Consider the following 18,313-nt stretch of genomic DNA (forward strand, 5'->3'; position numbering starts at 1 on the left):
TTGCATTAACTTATTTTTAACTTAAAGTATCACTTGCAGACATTTTTACTTTCGAATGAAAGATGCGAGGCAGCTATGACCTTTACCAGTGAAACCTTGCCAGCGGACCACAAAGCGGCAATCCGTCAGTTAAAACGTGAGTTACGCGCGCAGATCGGCGACGTGCAGGCGGTGTTTAATAAGCTCAGCGATAAAATTGCCACCCGCGTGGCGGAGATCAACGCCCTTAAAAACAAAGGTGAATCCGTCTGGCCGGTGATTCCGTTTGCAGATGTGAAAAACGGCACGATTACCGACGCACAGCGCGAGGCCGTTAAGCGCCGCGGCTGCGCGGTGATTAAAGGTCACTTCCCGCGCGAGCAGGCGCTGGCGTGGGATCGGTCGATGCTCGACTACCTCGATGTGAACAAGTTTGACGAGGTCTACAAAGGGCCAGGCGATAACTTCTTCGGCACCTTAACCGCCTCCCGCCCGGAGATTTACCCGATCTACTGGTCGCAGGCGCAGATGCAGGCGCGCCAGAGCGAAGAGATGGCTCAGGTGCAGTCGTTCCTGAACCGTTTATGGACATTCGAGAGCAACGGCAAGCAGTGGTTCGACCCGGACGTGAGCGTCATTTATCCGGACCGCATCCGCCGCCGCCCGCCGGGAACGACCTCCAAAGGGCTGGGCGCGCACACCGATTCCGGCGCGCTGGAGCGCTGGCTGCTTCCGGCCTATCAGCAGGTGTTTGCCCGCGTGTTTGACGGCAACGTCGAGAAATACGATCCGTGGAACGCCGCGCACCGCACCGAAGTGGAAGAGTACACCGTGGATAACACCACCAAGTGCTCGGTGTTCCGCACCTTCCAGGGCTGGACGGCGCTGTCGGACATGATCCCCGGCCAGGGGCTGCTGCACGTGGTGCCGATCCCGGAAGCGATGGCCTATATACTGCTGCGTCCGCTGCTGGACGACGTGCCGGAAGACGAACTCTGCGGCGTCGCGCCGGGGCGCGTGCTGCCGATTTCCGAGAAATGGCACCCGCTGCTTGTCGAGGCGCTGACCAGCATTCCGGCGCTGGAGGCGGGCGATTCCGTGTGGTGGCACTGCGACGTGATCCACTCCGTCGCGCCGGTGGAAAATCAGCAGGGCTGGGGCAACGTGATGTACATCCCCGCCGCACCGATGTGCGAGAAAAACCTCGCCTACGCGAAAAAGGTCAAGGAAGCGCTGGAAACCGGCGCGTCGCCGGGAGACTTCCCGCGCGAGGATTATGAAAAAAGCTGGCAGGACCGCTTTACCGTGAACGATCTCAACATCCACGGCAAGCGCGCGCTGGGCATGGCTTAACTGTCGTACAGCCCTTCCCGCTCCACGGCGGTGCGTCGTTTCCCCTGACGTATCCGCCGTACCGACTCCCGCACGGCCAGCGTGCCGTTTAGCAGCAATGTCCCTACCGGCGCGTCCGGGCGCATCAGCCGCTGCTGGAGCATATGCACCGCTTCCGTTCCCAGCTCGTCGCGGGGAACATGCACCGCCGTTAAGGGCACATCCTGAATCGCCGCCAGATTAAAGCCGTCGATGCTCATGACCGAGACGTCCTGCGGCACGCGCAGACCGTGATTTTGCAGCGCGCTGATGGTGCCTGCCGCCATAAAGTCCCCGCCTACCAGAAACGCCGTCGGCAGGTCTTTTCCCTGCTGCTGGTTAAGCCACTCGCTAACCAGCTGCTCCGTCTCTCTGGCGCTGAAGCTTGGCACCACCAGCAGGTCGCGCCTGTCGTTAAACCTGAGATTATGGGCGTGCCACGCGTCGCGGATCCCCGCCAGGCGCAGCTCCATGGTGTAGCGACGCAGGCACAGCACGTTCATCACCTCGCGGTGCCCCATCTCGAACAGGTACTCCGCCGCCCGCTCGCCAATGGCGCGATGATCCGGGGCGACGGCAGGCAGGCGCATGCGGCGGTCACGGCAGTTAATCAGCATGCAGGGTTTCCCCACGTCCACCGCCAGATCGTGGATGTGCGGATCGTCGATACCGAGCAGAATGGCCGCCTGGGTATCCGGCTCGTTCATGCGTGCCAGAAAAATCTGGGCGTCGCTATCGTTCTCCTCCAGCGCGCAGTAGCGCAGCCGAACCTCGTGCGAGGCAAGCCCTTTGCTCACGCTCTGGATCACGCGGTAGTAAAAGATGTCGGACCGCTCGTCGAAGGCTCGCTGAGGGGCAAAAACCACCAGGCTGTTAAGCAGCAAACGCCCTGCCGCCATGCCGTCCATCACCCCCAGCTCTCGCGCGCACGCCAGCACCTTAGCCCGCGCCTTTTCGCTGGTATTCGCTTTGCCTGCCAGCACGCGGGAAACCGTGCTGATGGAGAGCTGCGTACGGGCCGCGATTTCGGTGATTTTTAGCCTTTTGTCCATTTTGTGATCTGGCTCCATTTGCGAAATGAAAAATTTTTCATAGCGTATTCGTCAGGAAATAGCTGGCATAAAGGCCATCATGCCAGAGGTTTTGCGTCAGTTATGAGAAATTTTGCACAAAATCCACTTTTGCCCTCTCATTTTCTTCCCTAAGGTGAACTTGTCACACAGCTTCCATACTAGTTGTATAGCAACTTAAGTATTCTAAACGGATAGAAATCAAAGGCATAACAATCTGTGTGACACCTGAACCTCCGTCCCCTTACCGTCCGTCTTGTGGAGAGTAAAATGAGTCAGGACATTAATAACACCGTTGCGACAAGCAAAACCCGTCGCGTCATCAAGAACCTGCGCTGGTACGTGCTGGTGCTGTTCTTACTTGGCGTCACCGTTAACTACATCACCCGAAACTCGCTCGGGATCCTCGCCCCGGAGCTGAAAGAGAGCCTCGGCATCACCACCGAGCAGTACTCCTGGATAGTCGGCGCGTTCCAGATCGCCTATACCATTTTCCAGCCCCTGTGCGGCTGGCTGATTGACGTTATCGGCCTGAAGATTGGCTTTATGGTCTGCGCCGGGATCTGGGCGCTGATGTGTATCTTCCACGCGGGCGCCGGAAGCTGGCTGCACCTGGCGATCCTGCGCTTCTTTATGGGGGCTTCTGAGGCCGCCGCCACTCCGGCGAACGCCAAAACCATCGGCGAATGGTTCCCGAAATCGGAACGCCCCGTTGCCGCCGGCTGGGCGGGCGTGGGCTTCTCCATCGGCGCGATGCTGGCCCCGCCTATCATCTACTTCGCGCACGCGTCGTTCGGCTGGCAGGGCGCGTTTATGTTTACCGGCGTTCTGGCGCTGCTGTGGGTGATCCTCTGGTGGGCGTTCTACCACAACCCGGAGCAGCACCCGAACCTGAGCCGCGACGAGCTGGCGTTTATCAAGCAGGATAACGAACCTGCACCGGTCAAATTGTCCTTCCTGACCGCGCTGAAAACCGTCTCGAAAAACAAACGCTTCTACGGTATCGCCATTCCGGCCTTTATGGCAGAACCCGCCTGGGCAGTGCTGAGCTTCTGGGTGCCGCTGTACCTCGCCAAAGAGCACGGCATGGACCTGAAGCAGATTGCGATGTTTGCCTGGCTGCCCTTCCTCGCCGCCGACCTCGGCAGCGTGGCAAGCGGCTACCTGACGCGCCTGTACACCCGCTGGTTCGGATGCTCCCGCGTGAACTCGGTGGTGGCAAGCTCCGTCACCGGCGCGTTCCTGATGATTTCTTTGGCCATCGTCGCCGTGACCCGCGACCCGTATATCACCATCGTGCTGATCTCCATCGGCGGCTTCGGGCACCAGATCATCTCCTGCATGCTGAGCGCCCTGGTCGTGGAGTCGTTCGACAAAGGCCAGATGGCGACCGTCAACGGCATGCGCGGCTCGGCGGCGTGGATCGCCAGCTTCCTGTTCTCGCTGTTAATCGGGGTGACCGCCGACAAGATCGGCTTTAACCCGCTCTTTATTGCCATGGGCTTCTTTGACCTGATTGGCGCTCTCTTCCTGGTAGCATTTATTGCTGAACGTCGCGCCAAGCGCGCCTGATAGTGGATGTATTGCATATGAAAACCCTGAAAAACTGGACCGTTGACGCGCAGTCGGCAAACCATCTTGAGCTGCTGGTGGATAACCAGCACCGCCTGTGCCTGTATGTGCTGGAAGAGAACCTGTTCCGCGTGCTGATTAAGCGCAAAGGCGAGCTGGCGCTGGACCGCACCTGGAGCATCGCGCCGGAAAAAGACGTGCCGTGGGAAGGACGCCGTCGTGACGACTTAAGCGGTTTCTCCTGCCCGGCCTGGACCCTGACGCAGCAGGGTGACGCAGTGACGGTGGCAACGGAGCAGCTGCGCGTGACCGTCCACCAGCCGCTGTGGATGGAGTGGCACTACCGCAATGACGCAGGCGAGTGGCAGCCGCTGGTCAACGACCGCCCGACCAGCGCCTACCTGCTGAACGCCCACGGCGACGGGGTGGCGCACTATCTGAGCCGCCGCAAGGACGAGCGTTTCTACGGCCTGGGCGAGAAAGCGGGCGATCTGCAGCGCAACGGCAAACGCTATGAGATGCGCAACCTCGACGCAATGGGGTACAACGCGGCCAGCACCGACCCGCTCTACAAGCACATCCCGTTCACTATCACCCGCCGCGACGACGTGAGCTACGGCCTGTTCTACGACAACCTGAGCAGCTGCTGGCTGGATCTGGGCAACGAGATCGACAACTACCACACCGCCTACCGTCGCTGGCAGGCGGAAGCGGGCGATATTGATTACTACATTTTTACCGGCAAGCGCGTGCTGGACGTGACCAAAGCCTTCGTGCGCCTGACCGGGAAAACGCTGTTCGGGCCGAAGTGGAGCCTGGGCTACAGCGGCTCGACCATGCACTACACCGACGCGCCGGACGCGCAAAACCAGCTGATGAACTTCATCCGCCTGTGCGAAGAGCACGCCATTCCGTGCGACTCGTTCCAGCTCTCGTCCGGCTATACCTCCATCAACGGCAAGCGCTACGTCTTTAACTGGAACTACGACAAGGTGCCGCAGCCGAAGGTGATGAGCCAGGCCTTCCACGACGCGGGGCTGAAGCTTGCGGCAAACATCAAGCCGTGCCTGCTGCAGGACCATCCGCGCTATAACGAAGTGGCGGAGAGCGGCCTGTTCATCCGTGATTCAGAAACCGACGCGCCTGAACGTTCCAGCTTCTGGGATGACGAAGGCTCGCACCTCGACTTTACCAACCCGCAGACGGTGCAGTGGTGGCAGAACGGCGTCACTACCCAGCTGCTGGAGATGGGTATCGACTCCACCTGGAACGACAACAACGAGTATGAAGTGTGGGACGGAGAAGCGCGCTGTTACGGCTTCGGCAAGGAGATCGCTATCAAGCACATTCGTCCGGTGATGCCGCTGCTGATGATGCGCGCCTCGCTGGAAGCGCAGCAGCGTTTCGCGCCGGAAAAGCGCCCGTACCTGATCTCCCGCTCCGGCTGCGCCGGGATGCAGCGCTACGTCCAGACCTGGAGCGGCGATAACCGCACTAACTGGGACACCCTGCGCTATAACATTCGCATGGGGCTGGGCATGAGCCTGTCCGGGCTGTTCAACGTCGGCCACGACGTGGGCGGTTTCTCCGGCGACAAGCCGGACGCCGAGCTGTTCGTGCGCTGGGTGCAGAACGGCGTGATGCACCCGCGCTTTACCATTCACTCGTGGAACGATGACCATACCGTGAACGAGCCGTGGATGTACCCGGGCGTCACGCCAGCCATTCGCGGCGCGATTGAGCTACGCTATCGCCTGCTGCCGTACCTCTACACCCTACTCTGGCAGGCGCACGCCGACGACGAGCCGATGCTGCGCCCGACCTTCCTCGACCACGAGCACGACGCGCAGACCTTCGAAGAGTGCGATGACTTCCTGCTGGGCCGCGACCTGCTGGTGGCAAGCGTCGTTGAAGCCGGGCAGCGCGAGCGCCGCGTGTGGCTGCCGGATAACGACACCGGCTGGTACGATTTTTACACCCACGCGTGGTATGCGGGCGGCCAGTCCATCGTTCTCGACGCGCCGCTGGAAAAACTGCCGCTGCTGGTGCGCGCCGGTGCCGCTCTTCCGCTGAGCGAACGCATTACCCACGTGTCCGCTGAAAAAGACAATACTCGCGAACTGAAGCTGTTCCCGGTGAAAGGCGTCGGCACAACCTCCGGGCTGCTGTTTGAAGACGACGGCGAAAGCTGGGGCTACCAGAACGGCAATGCGCTGTGGGTAGAATGGGAAATGGTGTGCGACGGTACAACCATCAATTTGAAGGTCAACGCGCGCGGGGATTATCGTCCGGCGTGGAAGGCGCTGAAAGTGTCGCTGCCTGTAGGGGAAAAACGTACGCTGCGGGTGAACGGGGTTGAAGGGGGCGAGTGGGTGGTATAGTGCGGCCTGATGCCCTCACCCTAACCCTCTCCCACGGGGAGAGGGAATAAAGGCACGACGCTTTTCCCTAAGTATTTCGCGCTGCAGGAAGGCGGCAAACCTGTGAATCCCCGGGAGCTTACATAAGTAAGTGACCGGGGTGAACAGGTGAAGCCAACGCATCTGCAGCGTGAAAGACGACGGGAAATTAGCCGTCGATACCTTTACTGCGCAGATAATCTTCGTAATTACCGGTGAAGTCTACCACGCGCTCTGGCGTAATTTCGATCACGCGGGTCGCCAGCGAGCTGACGAACTCACGGTCGTGAGAGACGAAGATCAGGGTGCCCTGATACATCTCCAGCGCCATGTTCAGCGATTCGATCGATTCCATATCCAGGTGGTTGGTCGGCTCGTCCATCACCAGGATGTTTGGTTTTTCCATCATCAGCTTGCCGAACAGCATGCGGCCCTTCTCACCACCGGAGAGCACTTTAGCCGGCTTTTTGATGTCGTCCTGGCTGAACAGCAGGCGACCCAGAATGCTGCGCACCGCCTGCTCGTCGTCGCCTTCCTGCTTCCACTGGCTCATCCAGTCAAAGACGGTCAGATCGTTTTCGAACTCGTACTCATGGTCCTGCGCGTAGTAGCCGATCTGCGCGTTTTCAGACCACTTCACGGTGCCGTTGTCCGGCTGTAGTTCACCCACCAGGGTTTTCAGCAGGGTAGATTTACCCACGCCGTTGGCGCCCAGAATGGCAATCTTCTCGCCCACTTCCAGCAGCAGGTTGAAGTTTTTAAACAGCGGGCCTTCATCGAAGCCTTTGGTAAGCGCTTCCACTTCCAGCGCGTTACGGAACAGCTTCTTGTCCTGCTCGAAGCGGATGAACGGGTTCTGACGGCTGGAGGCTTTCACTTCTTCCAGCTTGATTTTGTCGATCTGACGGGCACGGGAAGTCGCCTGACGCGATTTAGAGGCGTTGGCGCTGAAGCGGCTGACGAAGGACTGCAGGTCCGCAATCTGCGCTTTCTTCTTGGCGTTATCCGCCAGCAGACGCTCACGCGCCTGGGTGGCCGCCGTCATGTACTCGTCGTAGTTGCCCGGATACACGCGCAGCTCGCCGTAGTCCAGATCCGCCATGTGCGTACAGACCATGTTCAGGAAGTGACGGTCGTGCGAGATGATGATCATGGTGCTGTCGCGGTCGTTCAGCGTCTGCTCCAGCCAGCGGATGGTGTCGATGTCCAGGTTGTTCGTCGGTTCGTCAAGCAGCAGGATGTCCGGGTTAGAGAACAGCGCCTGCGCCAGCAGCACGCGCAGCTTCCAGCCTGGGGCGACTTCGCTCATCGGGCCGTAATGCTGTTCAACCGGAATGCCCACGCCAAGCAGCAGCTCGCCCGCACGCGCTTCCGCAGAGTAACCGTCCATTTCGCCGTACTGGGTTTCCAGATCGGCCACTTTATAGCCGTCTTCTTCGCTCATTTCGGCCAGCGCGTAAATGCGATCGCGCTCCTGCTTCACTTCCCACAGCTCCGCGTGCCCCATGATCACGGTGTCGAGTACGGTGAACTCTTCAAAGGCGAACTGATCCTGACGCAGCTTACCGATGCGCTCGTTAGGGTCGAGCGACACGTTGCCGAGCGTTGGCTCCAGGTCACCGCCGAGGATCTTCATGAAGGTGGATTTTCCGCTACCGTTGGCACCAATCAGGCCGTAACGGTTGCCGCCGCCAAATTTGACGGAAATGTTTTCGAACAGCGGCTTACTGCCAAACTGCATAGTGACGTTGCTGGTAACTAACACGGGGAGATTCCTGCGAAAAGTGTGATAAACACGGCATTATGCCACAATTCCGAATTGAGATCCCGTGTTGCGGCAATCCACTAAACTTTAACAAAATCGAAAAAAATGTGATTTCGTACACATCTGAATTCCCTGTTAGCGGGAATGCACATATAATGCGCTCCCATCACAGATTCAGACTTATCAACTCATCGCCTGAATGGCTTAGATACCTCGCACAACATGAACATGAAATTAACAACGCTTTTTGCGGCGGCGTTAGCCGTAGTAGGTTTTTGTAAGACCGCGTCTGCGGTGACGTATCCCCTGCCGACAGACGGAAGCCGTCTGGTGGGTCAAAACCAGGTGGTGACGGTGCCTGAGGGTAACTCTCAGCCGCTGGAGTACTTCGCCGCGCAGTACCAGCTGGGCCTGTCTAACATGCTGGAAGCGAACCCGGGCGTTGACCCGTATCTGCCAAAAGCGGGTACCGTGCTGAATATTCCTCAGCAGCTGATCCTGCCGGATACCGTTCATGAAGGCATCGTGATTAACAGCGCCGAAATGCGTCTGTATTACTACCCGAAAGGCACCAACACCGTTATCGTGCTGCCAATCGGTATCGGCCAGCTGGGTAAAGACACCCCGCTGAACTGGACCACCAAAGTAGAGCGTAAGAAAGCGGGCCCAACCTGGACGCCGACCGCCAAAATGCACGCGGAATACATCGCTGCGGGTGAGCCGCTGCCCGCCGTTGTGCCAGCAGGCCCGGATAACCCGATGGGTCTGTACGCGCTGTACATTGGCCGCCTGTACGCCATCCACGGCACCAACGCCAACTTCGGTATCGGCCTGCGCGTAAGCCACGGCTGCGTGCGCCTGCGTAACGACGACATTAAGTTCCTGTTCGAAAACGTGCCGGTCGGCACGCGCGTGCAGTTTATCAACGAACCGGTGAAAGCGACCTCTGAGCCAGACGGCAGCCGCTACATTGAAGTGCACAACCCGCTGTCTACCAGCGAAGACCAGATCAACAACAACGAGATCGTCCCGATTACGCTGAACAGCGCGGTGCAGTCCGTGACCTCTCAGCCTGACGTGGAAACCACCATCGTCGACCAGGCGATTCAGAACCGTTCCGGTATGCCGGTTCGTTTGAATTAACAGAGCAACATTAAAAAAGCGGGCTTTAGCGCCCGCTTTTTTTTACCCGTTATTCACGATGACAACCCCGCCGTGGTCGTAACGATAATGGCAGTGGGCATACTCCAGCGCTGTGCCGTCCTCCAGATAAATCACCTGCTCCACTTCCAGTACCGGATCGGTCTGCTCGCAGACCAGATGCTCCCTGTCCAGCGCGTTTGGCTTTAGCGCCCGCACCACCCGGTACGACCCCATAATTTTCAGCCCTAGCGTCTCCTGAACGTACTGGAACACCGAACCTTCAAGATGGCTTTTCGTCAGGCCGGGCACCAGATTCATCGGCATCACCGTGGAATCCAGCGACATCGGTTCACCGTTTAATAAGCGCAGGCGAATAAAGTCATAGACAGGCGCATCGGCGTTAATCATCAGCGACGCCTGCTCTTTCTCGTTCGGGAAGCGCAGCTCAAAATGCACCACCTGGCTGGTGACCATGCCCAGATGTTCCCAGGTTTTGGTGGCACCGAAGTAGTCGCTGCCGGAGAGATCCCACTGGGAAAGCTGAAGGAAATTCTTGCGGATGAACGTTCCCTGCCCCTGACGGGTATAGACCAGCCCTTCGACGATCAGCTGGCGCATCGCCTGCTGGATGGTCATCCGGCTGGTGCTGAACTCCGCCGCCAGCGCAAACTGGTCCGGCAGGGGTTCGTTGGCGGCGTACTGCTGGCTGATAATGCGTTTCTTGATTTCCCGCGCTATGGTGATGTACTTCGCCGCCATCGTCCTTCCTTTCAGTTAGTTTCTATCCCGCTGTTTTTCAACGCCACTCGCTCGGCAATCTTGAGGAAAGGCAGGTAGAAGAATACACCAAATACGATGATTGCCAACTGCACCACCACCGCCCGCCAGTCCCCCGCCGTCGCCAGCCAGGCGCTGAGGATCGGCGGCGTGGTCCACGGGATCATCACCACGCAGCGGGACATTAGCCCCAGCGTGGTGCAGAGCCAGGCAAAGTAAATGCCGATGGCGGGCAGCAGCACAAACGGGATCATCAGCGGCAGGTTAAAGACGATCGGCAGGCCGAAAATGACCGGCTCGTTGATGTTGAACAGGCCAGGCGCCAGCGACAGACGCGCCACCTGCTTCGCCGATTGTTGCCGCGAGAAGATAAAGATGGCGATCAGCAGCGAGATCGTGCTGCCCGTGCCGCCCACCATGCCAAACGTCGGCACGAAAATGTTGTTGATGATATGCGGGATGGGCTGTCCGTTGGCGAAGGCCAGCATGTTCTCGTTGGTGTTGATCAGCAGGAACGGCTCCAGCACCACGCTGTTGACCACCGACTGATGAATACCGAGCGTAAACAGAAAGTTACCGAAGCTGTAGATGAAAATAGTTCCCGGCAGGCTGGTGTTGATCAGCCGCAGCGGCTGCTGGATGAAGGTGGTGATCAGGTGGATCAGATCCGTGTGCAGCACGTTTGCCAGCAGCGCCGCCAGCACGGCGAACACCGACAAGGTAAGAATGGTTGGGAGCAGCGCGGTAAAGGATTGACTGACCGCCGGGGGCACGTTCTCCCCCAGCGAAATGTGCAGCGCCTTCAGCCGCGAAATGGCGATAAACAGCTCCGTTGAGAGCAGCCCGATCAGCACCCCGGCGAAAATCCCGGTGGAACCGATATTGGCGAACGTCAGCACCTGCGTGACGTTCACCGCGGCATCGCTGCCGACGGGCGTAATCTGCAGGCGCATCGGCATCATGATGATAAAACTGCTGACGGCGATAACCACTGCCGAGACCGGATTGTCGAAATCTTTGTTGCGCGCCAGCGACCAGGCAATCATCGGCGCCAGCAGCAGCGCGGCAATATTCAGCGTGCCGTTAACGATCGCCTCGCCCCACACCTTAAACCGTGTGAGCGTGTCGCCCTCAAAAATCCACGGGAACACCACGTTGTTCACCAGCACCGCCAGACCGGCGAGGATGAAAATCGGCATCACCGTGGCGAAGGCGTCGCGCAGGGAGCGCAGGTGCACCTGGTTTGCCAGGCGCGCCGAGAACTCAACAAATTTATCGACAAAAGACTGCATGTGCGGTGTTATTTTTGCTTCAGACATAGCGGATAGTTCCCATCAATCAGTCACAAAAACGGCCCGGCAGCGTACGGCTTACATCTCGCGTCCGTTGGTATGAATAACCTGTTTTAACCACGCGTAGCTTTTCTTCGGCACGCGCCTGAGGTCTTTCAGGTCGTGGTTTTCCCGGTTAACGTACACCACGCCGTAGCGCTTACGCATGTCGCCCTGGGAGCTGAGAATGTCGATTAACCCCCAGCCGAGGTAGCCGATCACCTCTGCCCCGTCCTCAAACATCGCCTCCTTCATGGCCTCGATATGCGCCCGGTGATAGTCGATGCGGTAGGTGTCCTCAATTGGGTTCACGCCGTCCCAGGACTCAATCACCCCTATGCCGTTTTCGATCGGGAAGACCGGCATGCGCCAGTCGTTGGCGTAGCGGGTGATGATGGTGCGAAAGCCCAGCGGATCGATCTGCCAGTTCCACTCGGTGGCCTTCAGGTACGGGTTATTTTTCTCGCCGTGCAGCAGGTAATAGTTCACCGGCGTGCCTTCCGGGATGGCGTCGCTGTCCAGCGTTTTGCTGGCGTAGTAGCTGAAGGCCATAAAGTCGTTTTTCGTGCGGGCAAACAGCGCGAGATCGTCCGGGCGGTAGATATCACCAAAGCCCTCCTGCTCCACCACCGCCATCACCGCCGGGCTGTAGCCCTGACCGGCAAAGACGCGCAGCAGGTTCTGGTTGAGGAATTCGTCATACTGCTGGGCGCAGAAGATATCGCGCGGCTTGCAGGTGGCCGGATAGATCAGCTGGTGCGCCAGCATGCCGCCCATCAGATGGCCCGGTTTTGTCTGGTGCAGGTACTCGGTCAGCGACATGTGCGCCACCATCGCATGGTGCTGAAGCTCATAAAGCTCGCGCAGGGTTTGCTCCCCTTTCATGTAGCCGGAAATACGGAACGCTTCCGGCATATGGAAGATGTTCTGCTCGTTAAAGGTCAGCCAGTACTTCACGCGGTCGCCGAAGCAGTCGATCATCTTTTTGCCGTAGCGGATAAAGGCCTCCACCACGCGGCGGTCGTTGAAGCCGTTGTACTCCTGCGCCAGCGCCAGCGGCATGTCGAAGTGGTACAGGCAGACCATCGGCTCGATGCCGCGGGCAATCAGATCGTCGATAAAACGGTCGTAAAACGCGATCCCCTCATCGTTGAATGCGCCGTCACCCTGCGGGCAGACGCGGCTCCAGGAGATCTGAAAGCGGTAGCAGTTCATGCCCAGATCCTGCATCAGGTCGAAATCTTCCCGGTAGCGGTGGTAGGAGTCGGTTGCCACTTTCCAGTCGGAGATATTCTCCCCGGCTTCGCGAATGTCGTAGACCGACATGCCCTTCCCGCCCTCGTTCCAGGCCCCTTCCGTCTGCATGCTGGACACCGAGTTGCCCCATAAAAAGTTGGCCGGCAGCGATTTATTCATGCTCTCTCCCTATATGACTAGTCATTTAAAATTTCATGACTAGTCATATAGGCGAAGATGAAATTTGGATCAAAGGTGAGGATCGTTTTTTGTGAGCAGTGCGGGAAAAAAAGCCCCGGCAGGCGAAGCGCCACCGGGGATGAGGAGGGTTATTGTTGCGCGAGCTGGCTGCGGCGATATTCGCCCTGCCGCTCCAGCATCCAGCCCGGATACTCGCGCGGTAGCGCGCTGACGGCATCCAGCTGCTTAAGCTCGTCTTCGCTCAGTCGGATCCCTGTTGCGGCAATATTGTCGTCCAGCTGATCGACGCGTTTCGCACCAATAATCACGCTGGTTACCGCTTTCTGATGCAGCAGCCACGCCAGGGCGATTTGCGCGACGGAGACGCCTTTGCCTTCGGCAATCGTGCGCATTACGTCCACGCAGTCGAAGGCGCGCTCTTTATTCACCGGCGGGAAGTCGAACTCCAGACGACGGCCTCCGGTTTCGCTCTGCCCGTCGCGGCCATATTTTCCGCTCAGCAGGCCGCCCGCCAGCGGGCTCCAGACCATCAGCCCAACGCCTTCGCTCTGCATCATCGGTACCAGCTCGCGCTCAAGATCGCGCCCGGCGATGGTGTAGTACGCCTGCAGCGACGCGAAGCGCGCCAGCCCGAGGCGTTCAGAGATACCGAGCGCTTTGGCAATCTGCCATGCCGCCCAGTTCGAGACGCCGATGTAGCGCACGTGGCCGTGCTGGACCAGGTTATCCAGCGCATAGAGCATCTCTTCTATCGGCGTTGCCGGGTCGAAACCGTGCAGCTGATAGAGATCGATGTGATCCAGCTGCAGGCGGCGCAGGCTCTCCTTCACGCCGCTGATAATGTGATACCGCGAGCTGCCGCGCGAGTTCACTCCCGCGGTGCCGGTTTCACCGAACACCTTGGTTGCAACCACCACATTTTCGCGTGGAACGTTGAGGTTTTTCAGCGCCCGCCCGAGGATCTCCTCCGAACGCCCTTCCGAGTAAACGTCGGCGGTGTCGATGAAGTTGATCCCGGCATCCAGCGCGCGGCCCACCAGCTGCTCGGCTTCGCTCTGCTGCAGCTGGCCAATTTTGCCCCACATGCCGCCTTCACCGCCGAAGGTCATGGTGCCGAGGCACAGTTCAGAAACAAACAGACCGGTGTTGCCCAGTTTTTGATAACGCATCAGTTATTCCTCGCATGTCGATTGGGTATCCGATAGTTATACCCGCCCCTCAGCCATCGCGAATGTGGCGTTCCTGTCCGTTTCTTGCCCAATCCTCTGAATTTATCCGCGCGGGGCGTCGCCAAAGACGCTGTAGTTCGGGAGCTGCACCTGCTGATACGGCTCCCAGCCGCCGCCGAGCGCCTTGTAGAGCGCCACCAGATCGAGCGCGCTCTGCACCTGCGCCTGCGCGCGCTGCTGCTCGGCCTGCGCCAGCTGCCGCTGGGCGTCCAGCACGTCGATAAAGCTGGCGATCCCCTGCCGGTAGCTGTCGCTGGCTAAATCAAAGGCGTTTTGCAGGGCGTCGATGGTTTTCGCGAGGCCCGCTTCACGCTGCTGGTCGGTGCGATAGCTCACCAGCGCATTTTCCACGTCCCCGAGCGCCGTCAGAACCGTCTGGCGATAGTCCAGCACCGCCGCGCCCTGCTGCGCGCGCGCCACCTTGACGCTGGAGACCAGCCGCCCGCCCTGGAAGATGGGAATGGAAACCTGCGGGCCGAAGCTGTAGAAGTGGCTGCTCCAGTCGGTCAGCCAGTTGCTTTCGCTGTTGCGCAGGCCAAACTGCCCGGAGAGGGTAAAGCTCGGGAACAGCTCGGCCACCGAGACGCCGATTTGCGCCGTGGCGGCATGAAGGTTCGCCTCCGCTTCGCGCACGTCCGGGCGACGGCGCGCCAGCGTGGACGGAATGCCGGTCTGCACGATATCCGGCAGGGCAGGCATCGGCTGCACGCTTTGCAGTTCCGCATCCAGCGCGCCCGGCGGCTTGCCGAGCAGGATCGCCAGGCCGTTCATCGCCTGCCGCTCCTGCGCCTGATACTGCGGCAGCTGCGCTTCAAGATTGCCCAGCTGCGCCCGGGCGTTTTCCACGTCCATCTGCGGAGAGAGTCCGCCGCGCTGGCGGCTTTCGGTGAGGTCCAGCGTCTGCTGGGCGCTTTTAATCTGGGTGTTCAGGGTGGCGATAATGCTCTGCGCCCCGCGCAGCTGGAGCCACGCGCGCGCCACTTCCGCTTCCAGGGATACCAGCGCGTCGTTGCGCTGCTCGATAGCGGCTTTCTGCTGCGCCTCGGCGGCTTCCACCTGACGGCGCACCTTGCCCCAGAGGTCGATTTCCCACTGGGCGTCGAAGCTGCCCTGGTAGAGGTTAATCGGCTGCGTCAGCGGGCCCAGCGCGCCTCTGAGTTCAGGATCGACATTATCCAGCTGGTCGTATACGCCGTGGGATTTTAGCTCCCCTTCCAGCCCGAGCTGCTGGCGCGTCGCCTGCAGATTGCCGTTCACCGACGGGAAAAAGGCCCCGCCCGCCTGGTTAATCTGTTCACGCGCCCCGGCTATGCGCAGCACCGTTTGCTGCAGCGTCAGGTTCCCGGCGATGGCGCGCTCGACAAGGCTGTCGAGCTGCGGCGAGCTGAAGGTTTTCCACCAGCGCGGGTTCGTCGCGGCGGAGGTGGTTTGCGATTTCACCGCGCTGTCGCCCTTATCGTTCCAGTGCGTAACGGCGGGCGGCGCAGGCTGCTGGTAGTCCGGCCCGACGGCGCAGCCTACCAGCAGCATCATAATCATCAGGGGGTGTAAACGTCTGTGTATCATCAGTGTGCTCCTGCACTCCCCTCGCTCTTAACCGGCGAGAGCAACAAACAAAACGGAATCAGTAACAAGGCCACCGCGCTCAGGATGGTGAAGACGTCGATGTAGGCCAGAAAGCGCGACTGCTCGATCATCGTCTGGTACATCCGCCCGGTGGCAATCCCGGTCGGGTCGCCCACCTGGGTGGTGAAGTTCTGGATCGCCTGGGCGCTTTCGCGTATCGCCAGCTGGAACTGCTCGTTAAACGGCGAGGCGTGGTACGCAAGGTGCGCGCTGTGCGCCTGCGCGCGTTCGGTGATGGCGGCCGTCGAGAGCGAAATACCGATGGACCCCGCCACGTTGCGGAACATGGTAAACAGCGCCGCCGCATCGGCGTTAAGCCGCCTCGGTATAGAAATGAAGGCGATGGTGGTGAGCGGCACAAACAGGAACCCCAGACCAATCGACTGGGCGCTGCGGAACAGCACCAGCGTTTCGAAGTCTATATCCGGCGTCAGCGTGCGCGACCAGAAGAACGACACCGCCAGGCAGGTAAAGCCAAAGGCGATGATCCAGCGCGTCTGCACCACCGGCATCAGCTTCAGCACCAGCGGGATGGTCAGCACGATCAGCACCGCGCCGGGCGACAGCACCAGCCCGGACCAGGTGGCGGTATAGCCCAGATCCTGCTGCGCCAGCTGCGGAATCACCACCGAGCTGCCGTAGAGGATCATCGCCATCCCCGCCATCAGCAGGCTGGAGATCGCGAAGTTGCGGTCTTTCATGCAGTGGAGGTCAACTACCGGCTTTTTGGCATACATCAGCCAGTAGATTGCGCCGATAATGCCGACCAGCGTCAGCACCGCGAAGGTGCGGATAAAGTTCGAGTAGAACCAGTCGTCATCCTCGCCCCGGTCGAGCATCACCTGCAAACAACCGAGACCGAGGGCGATCAGGCCGATCCCCGTCCAGTCGATCGTTAGCTTCTCTTTTGATTTGCTCTCCCACGGCGGATCTTCCAGCAGCTGGTAGATCGCCAGCACCGTGACAATCCCCACCGGGATGTTGATAAAGAACACCCAGCGCCAGGAGTAGTTGTCGGTGATCCAGCCCCCCAGCGTCGGGCCGAGCACCGGCGCAACGATAATGGCAATGGAGGAAAGGCCAAACGCTTTGCCCCTGTCCTCAGGCTTGAAGTAGTCGAGCAGCACCGACTGCTGGGTGGGCTGCAGCCCGCCGCCAAAGAAGCCCTGCATCACGCGGAACAGAATGATTTGCCAAAGCTCGGTGGCAATGCCGCACAGAAACGAGCAGATGGTGAACATCACGATGCAAATGAGGAAGAACTGCTTGCGGCCAAACAGCCGGCTCAGGAACGCCGAGATGGGCAGCACGATGCCGTTCGCCACCAGGTAGCTGGTCAGCACCCATGTGGATTCGTCATAGCTGGCCGAAAGCGACCCCGCCACGTGCGGCAGCGCGACGTTGACGATGGTGGTGTCCAGAATTTCCATAAACACCGCCAGGGTGACGACAATCGCCACCGCCCACGGGTTACTGGCGGGCTTCCAGTTATCGTGGCTGTGATCCGTCATTCCACGGTAACCTTCGGTTCAACCGACAGCCCCAGCGGCAACGGCTTGTTCGGATCCAGACCTTTATCAATGACGATTTTTACCGGCACGCGCTGAACAATCTTCACGAAGTTACCGGTGGCGTTTTCCGACGGGAAGGCGGAGAAGCGCGAGCCGCTGCCCTGCTGGATGCTGTCGATATGGCCTTCAAGCTCCATATCCGGCCAGGCATCCACGGAGACGCTGACCTTATCGCCGGGCTTCATGCGCTCAAGCTGGGACTCTTTAAAGTTCGCCACGACCCATACGTTCGGGGAAACCAGCGAGAACAGCGCGGTGCCCGCCTGCACCAGCGTGCCGGGCTGCACGTTGCGTTTGGTGACAAAGCCGTCGAACGGGGCGCGGACTTCGGTATAAGAGAGGTTCAGGTTCGCGGTTTCCAGCTGCGCTTTGGCCTGATCGACCTGACGTTCGCGGGCTTCAACGTTGGTCTCCTGCTGGCGAATCTGCAGCTGTATCTGCTCCGCCACTTCCAGCTGTGCCTGGGCGCTGGCCAGACCGGCCTGGGCGCTGCGCAGCTGAGCGTTCGCGGAATCAATACTTTGCTGGGTGGTCGCGCGCGGGTCGACGCCGCGCTGGCGCCGGTACTCTGCCTGCGCGTTCGCCAGATCGGCCTGCGCTTTCAGCACCTGCGCTTTGGCTTCGTCACGCTGGGCGGGATACTGCACCTTCGAGAGCGCCAGCTGCGCCTGGGCCTGATGCAGCTGCGCGATAGCCAGCCCAAGCTGGGCCTGAGCCTGATCGCGCTGGGCGGTGGTATCGCGAGGATCGATAACCACCAGCAGGTCACCCTTTTTTACGCGCTGGTTATCGCGCACGCGAAGCTCGGTAACGTAGCCCGCCGTTTTGGGGGCAATCGTCACCACGTCGCCGTCGGTAAAGGCGTCGTCGGTGGTCTCTTCGTTACGGGTTAAAAACCACCAGACCAGCGCCACAATAACCATCACCACCACGACAATGCCGAGGATAATTAACGGTTTTTTGCCCGGGCGTTTACGCTCGTTATTGTTTTTTTCCTGCTCGTCAGCAGGCGGATTTTGTTCTTCTGCCATAGTTCAGCAACG

The 18,313-nt window shown here is 59.7% G+C and carries 13 protein-coding genes; 4 read left to right on the forward strand and 9 right to left on the reverse strand.

Translation table 11 applies throughout. The annotated features are described in order from the left end of the window. Positions 1-75 precede the first annotated feature (75 nt). A complete protein-coding gene (locus OSH03_RS05240; protein ID WP_266178462.1) occupies positions 76-1,332 on the forward strand; it encodes a DUF1479 domain-containing protein in 1,257 nt (418 codons plus the stop codon). On the opposite strand, the gene OSH03_RS05245 is transcribed toward OSH03_RS05240, so the two are convergent. Further along, positions 1,329-2,402, reverse strand: coding sequence for a LacI family DNA-binding transcriptional regulator (locus tag OSH03_RS05245; RefSeq protein ID WP_061098780.1), 1,074 nt, complete (start codon positions 2,400-2,402; stop codon positions 1,329-1,331). The genes OSH03_RS05240 and OSH03_RS05245 overlap by 4 nt on opposite strands. 288 nt (positions 2,403-2,690) lie before the next feature. Between OSH03_RS05245 and OSH03_RS05250 the strand changes: the two genes are divergently transcribed. Both OSH03_RS05250 and OSH03_RS05255 read left to right on the forward strand, forming a co-directional pair. Further along, on the forward strand, positions 2,691-3,992 hold the full coding sequence (locus OSH03_RS05250) for an MFS transporter (protein WP_266178463.1): 1,302 nt from the start codon (positions 2,691-2,693) through the stop codon (positions 3,990-3,992). Positions 3,993-4,009: 17 nt separating this feature from the next. Then, complete coding sequence (locus OSH03_RS05255; protein WP_266178464.1) at positions 4,010-6,373, forward strand: glycoside hydrolase family 31 protein; 2,364 nt, start codon at positions 4,010-4,012, stop codon at positions 6,371-6,373. Positions 6,374-6,560: 187 nt separating this feature from the next. On the opposite strand, the gene OSH03_RS05260 is transcribed toward OSH03_RS05255, so the two are convergent. Further along, positions 6,561-8,156, reverse strand: coding sequence for an ABC-F family ATPase (locus tag OSH03_RS05260; RefSeq protein WP_047073790.1), 1,596 nt, complete (start codon positions 8,154-8,156; stop codon positions 6,561-6,563). A 222-nt stretch (positions 8,157-8,378) separates the two neighbouring features. Between OSH03_RS05260 and ldtB the strand changes: the two genes are divergently transcribed. Beyond that, positions 8,379-9,299 (forward strand): L,D-transpeptidase, encoded by a 921-nt coding sequence (gene ldtB / locus OSH03_RS05265; RefSeq protein WP_008501186.1) that lies wholly within the window; start codon positions 8,379-8,381, stop codon positions 9,297-9,299. A gap of 42 nt (positions 9,300-9,341) precedes the next feature. On the opposite strand, the gene OSH03_RS05270 is transcribed toward ldtB, so the two are convergent. The 7 genes from OSH03_RS05270 to OSH03_RS05300 form a co-directional block, all read right to left on the reverse strand. Next, on the reverse strand, positions 9,342-10,058 hold the full coding sequence (locus OSH03_RS05270; protein WP_266178465.1) for a GntR family transcriptional regulator: 717 nt from the start codon (positions 10,056-10,058) through the stop codon (positions 9,342-9,344). A gap of 11 nt (positions 10,059-10,069) precedes the next feature. After that, complete coding sequence (locus OSH03_RS05275; RefSeq protein ID WP_266178466.1) at positions 10,070-11,395, reverse strand: PTS sugar transporter subunit IIC; 1,326 nt, start codon at positions 11,393-11,395, stop codon at positions 10,070-10,072. A gap of 51 nt (positions 11,396-11,446) precedes the next feature. Then, positions 11,447-12,823 (reverse strand): glycoside hydrolase family 1 protein, encoded by a 1,377-nt coding sequence (locus tag OSH03_RS05280; RefSeq protein WP_266178467.1) that lies wholly within the window; start codon positions 12,821-12,823, stop codon positions 11,447-11,449. Positions 12,824-12,972: 149 nt separating this feature from the next. Beyond that, positions 12,973-14,013 carry an aldo/keto reductase gene (locus OSH03_RS05285; protein ID WP_266178468.1) on the reverse strand — a complete coding sequence of 347 codons (1,041 nt, stop codon included), beginning with the start codon at positions 14,011-14,013 and terminating at the stop codon, positions 12,973-12,975. A gap of 102 nt (positions 14,014-14,115) precedes the next feature. Beyond that, positions 14,116-15,639, reverse strand: coding sequence for an efflux transporter outer membrane subunit (locus OSH03_RS05290; protein ID WP_266178469.1), 1,524 nt, complete (start codon positions 15,637-15,639; stop codon positions 14,116-14,118). Beyond that, a complete protein-coding gene (locus tag OSH03_RS05295; protein WP_028012453.1) occupies positions 15,639-17,210 on the reverse strand; it encodes a DHA2 family efflux MFS transporter permease subunit in 1,572 nt (523 codons plus the stop codon). The genes OSH03_RS05290 and OSH03_RS05295 overlap by 1 nt, the downstream gene beginning before the upstream one ends. Continuing rightward, complete coding sequence (locus tag OSH03_RS05300) at positions 17,207-18,301, reverse strand: HlyD family secretion protein (protein WP_266178470.1); 1,095 nt, start codon at positions 18,299-18,301, stop codon at positions 17,207-17,209. Before OSH03_RS05300 ends, OSH03_RS05295 begins: the two co-directional genes overlap by 4 nt. Positions 18,302-18,313: the final 12 nt, after the last annotated feature.

The organism is Enterobacter nematophilus (genome assembly GCF_026344075.1).
In the GTDB taxonomy this organism is placed as follows: Bacteria; Pseudomonadota; Gammaproteobacteria; order Enterobacterales; family Enterobacteriaceae; genus Enterobacter; species Enterobacter nematophilus.

Coding starts and splice junctions, on each gene's coding strand:
- OSH03_RS05240 (WP_266178462.1), top strand. CDS start 76: ATGACCTTTACCAGTGAAACCTTGCCAGCGGACCACAAAGCGGCAATC.
- OSH03_RS05245 (WP_061098780.1), bottom strand. CDS start 2,402: ATGGACAAAAGGCTAAAAATCACCGAAATCGCGGCCCGTACGCAGCTC.
- OSH03_RS05250 (WP_266178463.1), top strand. CDS start 2,691: ATGAGTCAGGACATTAATAACACCGTTGCGACAAGCAAAACCCGTCGC.
- OSH03_RS05255 (WP_266178464.1), top strand. CDS start 4,010: ATGAAAACCCTGAAAAACTGGACCGTTGACGCGCAGTCGGCAAACCAT.
- ldtB (WP_008501186.1), top strand. CDS start 8,379: ATGAACATGAAATTAACAACGCTTTTTGCGGCGGCGTTAGCCGTAGTA.
- OSH03_RS05270 (WP_266178465.1), bottom strand. CDS start 10,058: ATGGCGGCGAAGTACATCACCATAGCGCGGGAAATCAAGAAACGCATT.
- OSH03_RS05275 (WP_266178466.1), bottom strand. CDS start 11,395: ATGTCTGAAGCAAAAATAACACCGCACATGCAGTCTTTTGTCGATAAA.
- OSH03_RS05280 (WP_266178467.1), bottom strand. CDS start 12,823: ATGAATAAATCGCTGCCGGCCAACTTTTTATGGGGCAACTCGGTGTCC.
- OSH03_RS05285 (WP_266178468.1), bottom strand. CDS start 14,013: ATGCGTTATCAAAAACTGGGCAACACCGGTCTGTTTGTTTCTGAACTG.
- OSH03_RS05290 (WP_266178469.1), bottom strand. CDS start 15,639: ATGATACACAGACGTTTACACCCCCTGATGATTATGATGCTGCTGGTA.
- OSH03_RS05295 (WP_028012453.1), bottom strand. CDS start 17,210: ATGACGGATCACAGCCACGATAACTGGAAGCCCGCCAGTAACCCGTGG.
- OSH03_RS05300 (WP_266178470.1), bottom strand. CDS start 18,301: ATGGCAGAAGAACAAAATCCGCCTGCTGACGAGCAGGAAAAAAACAAT.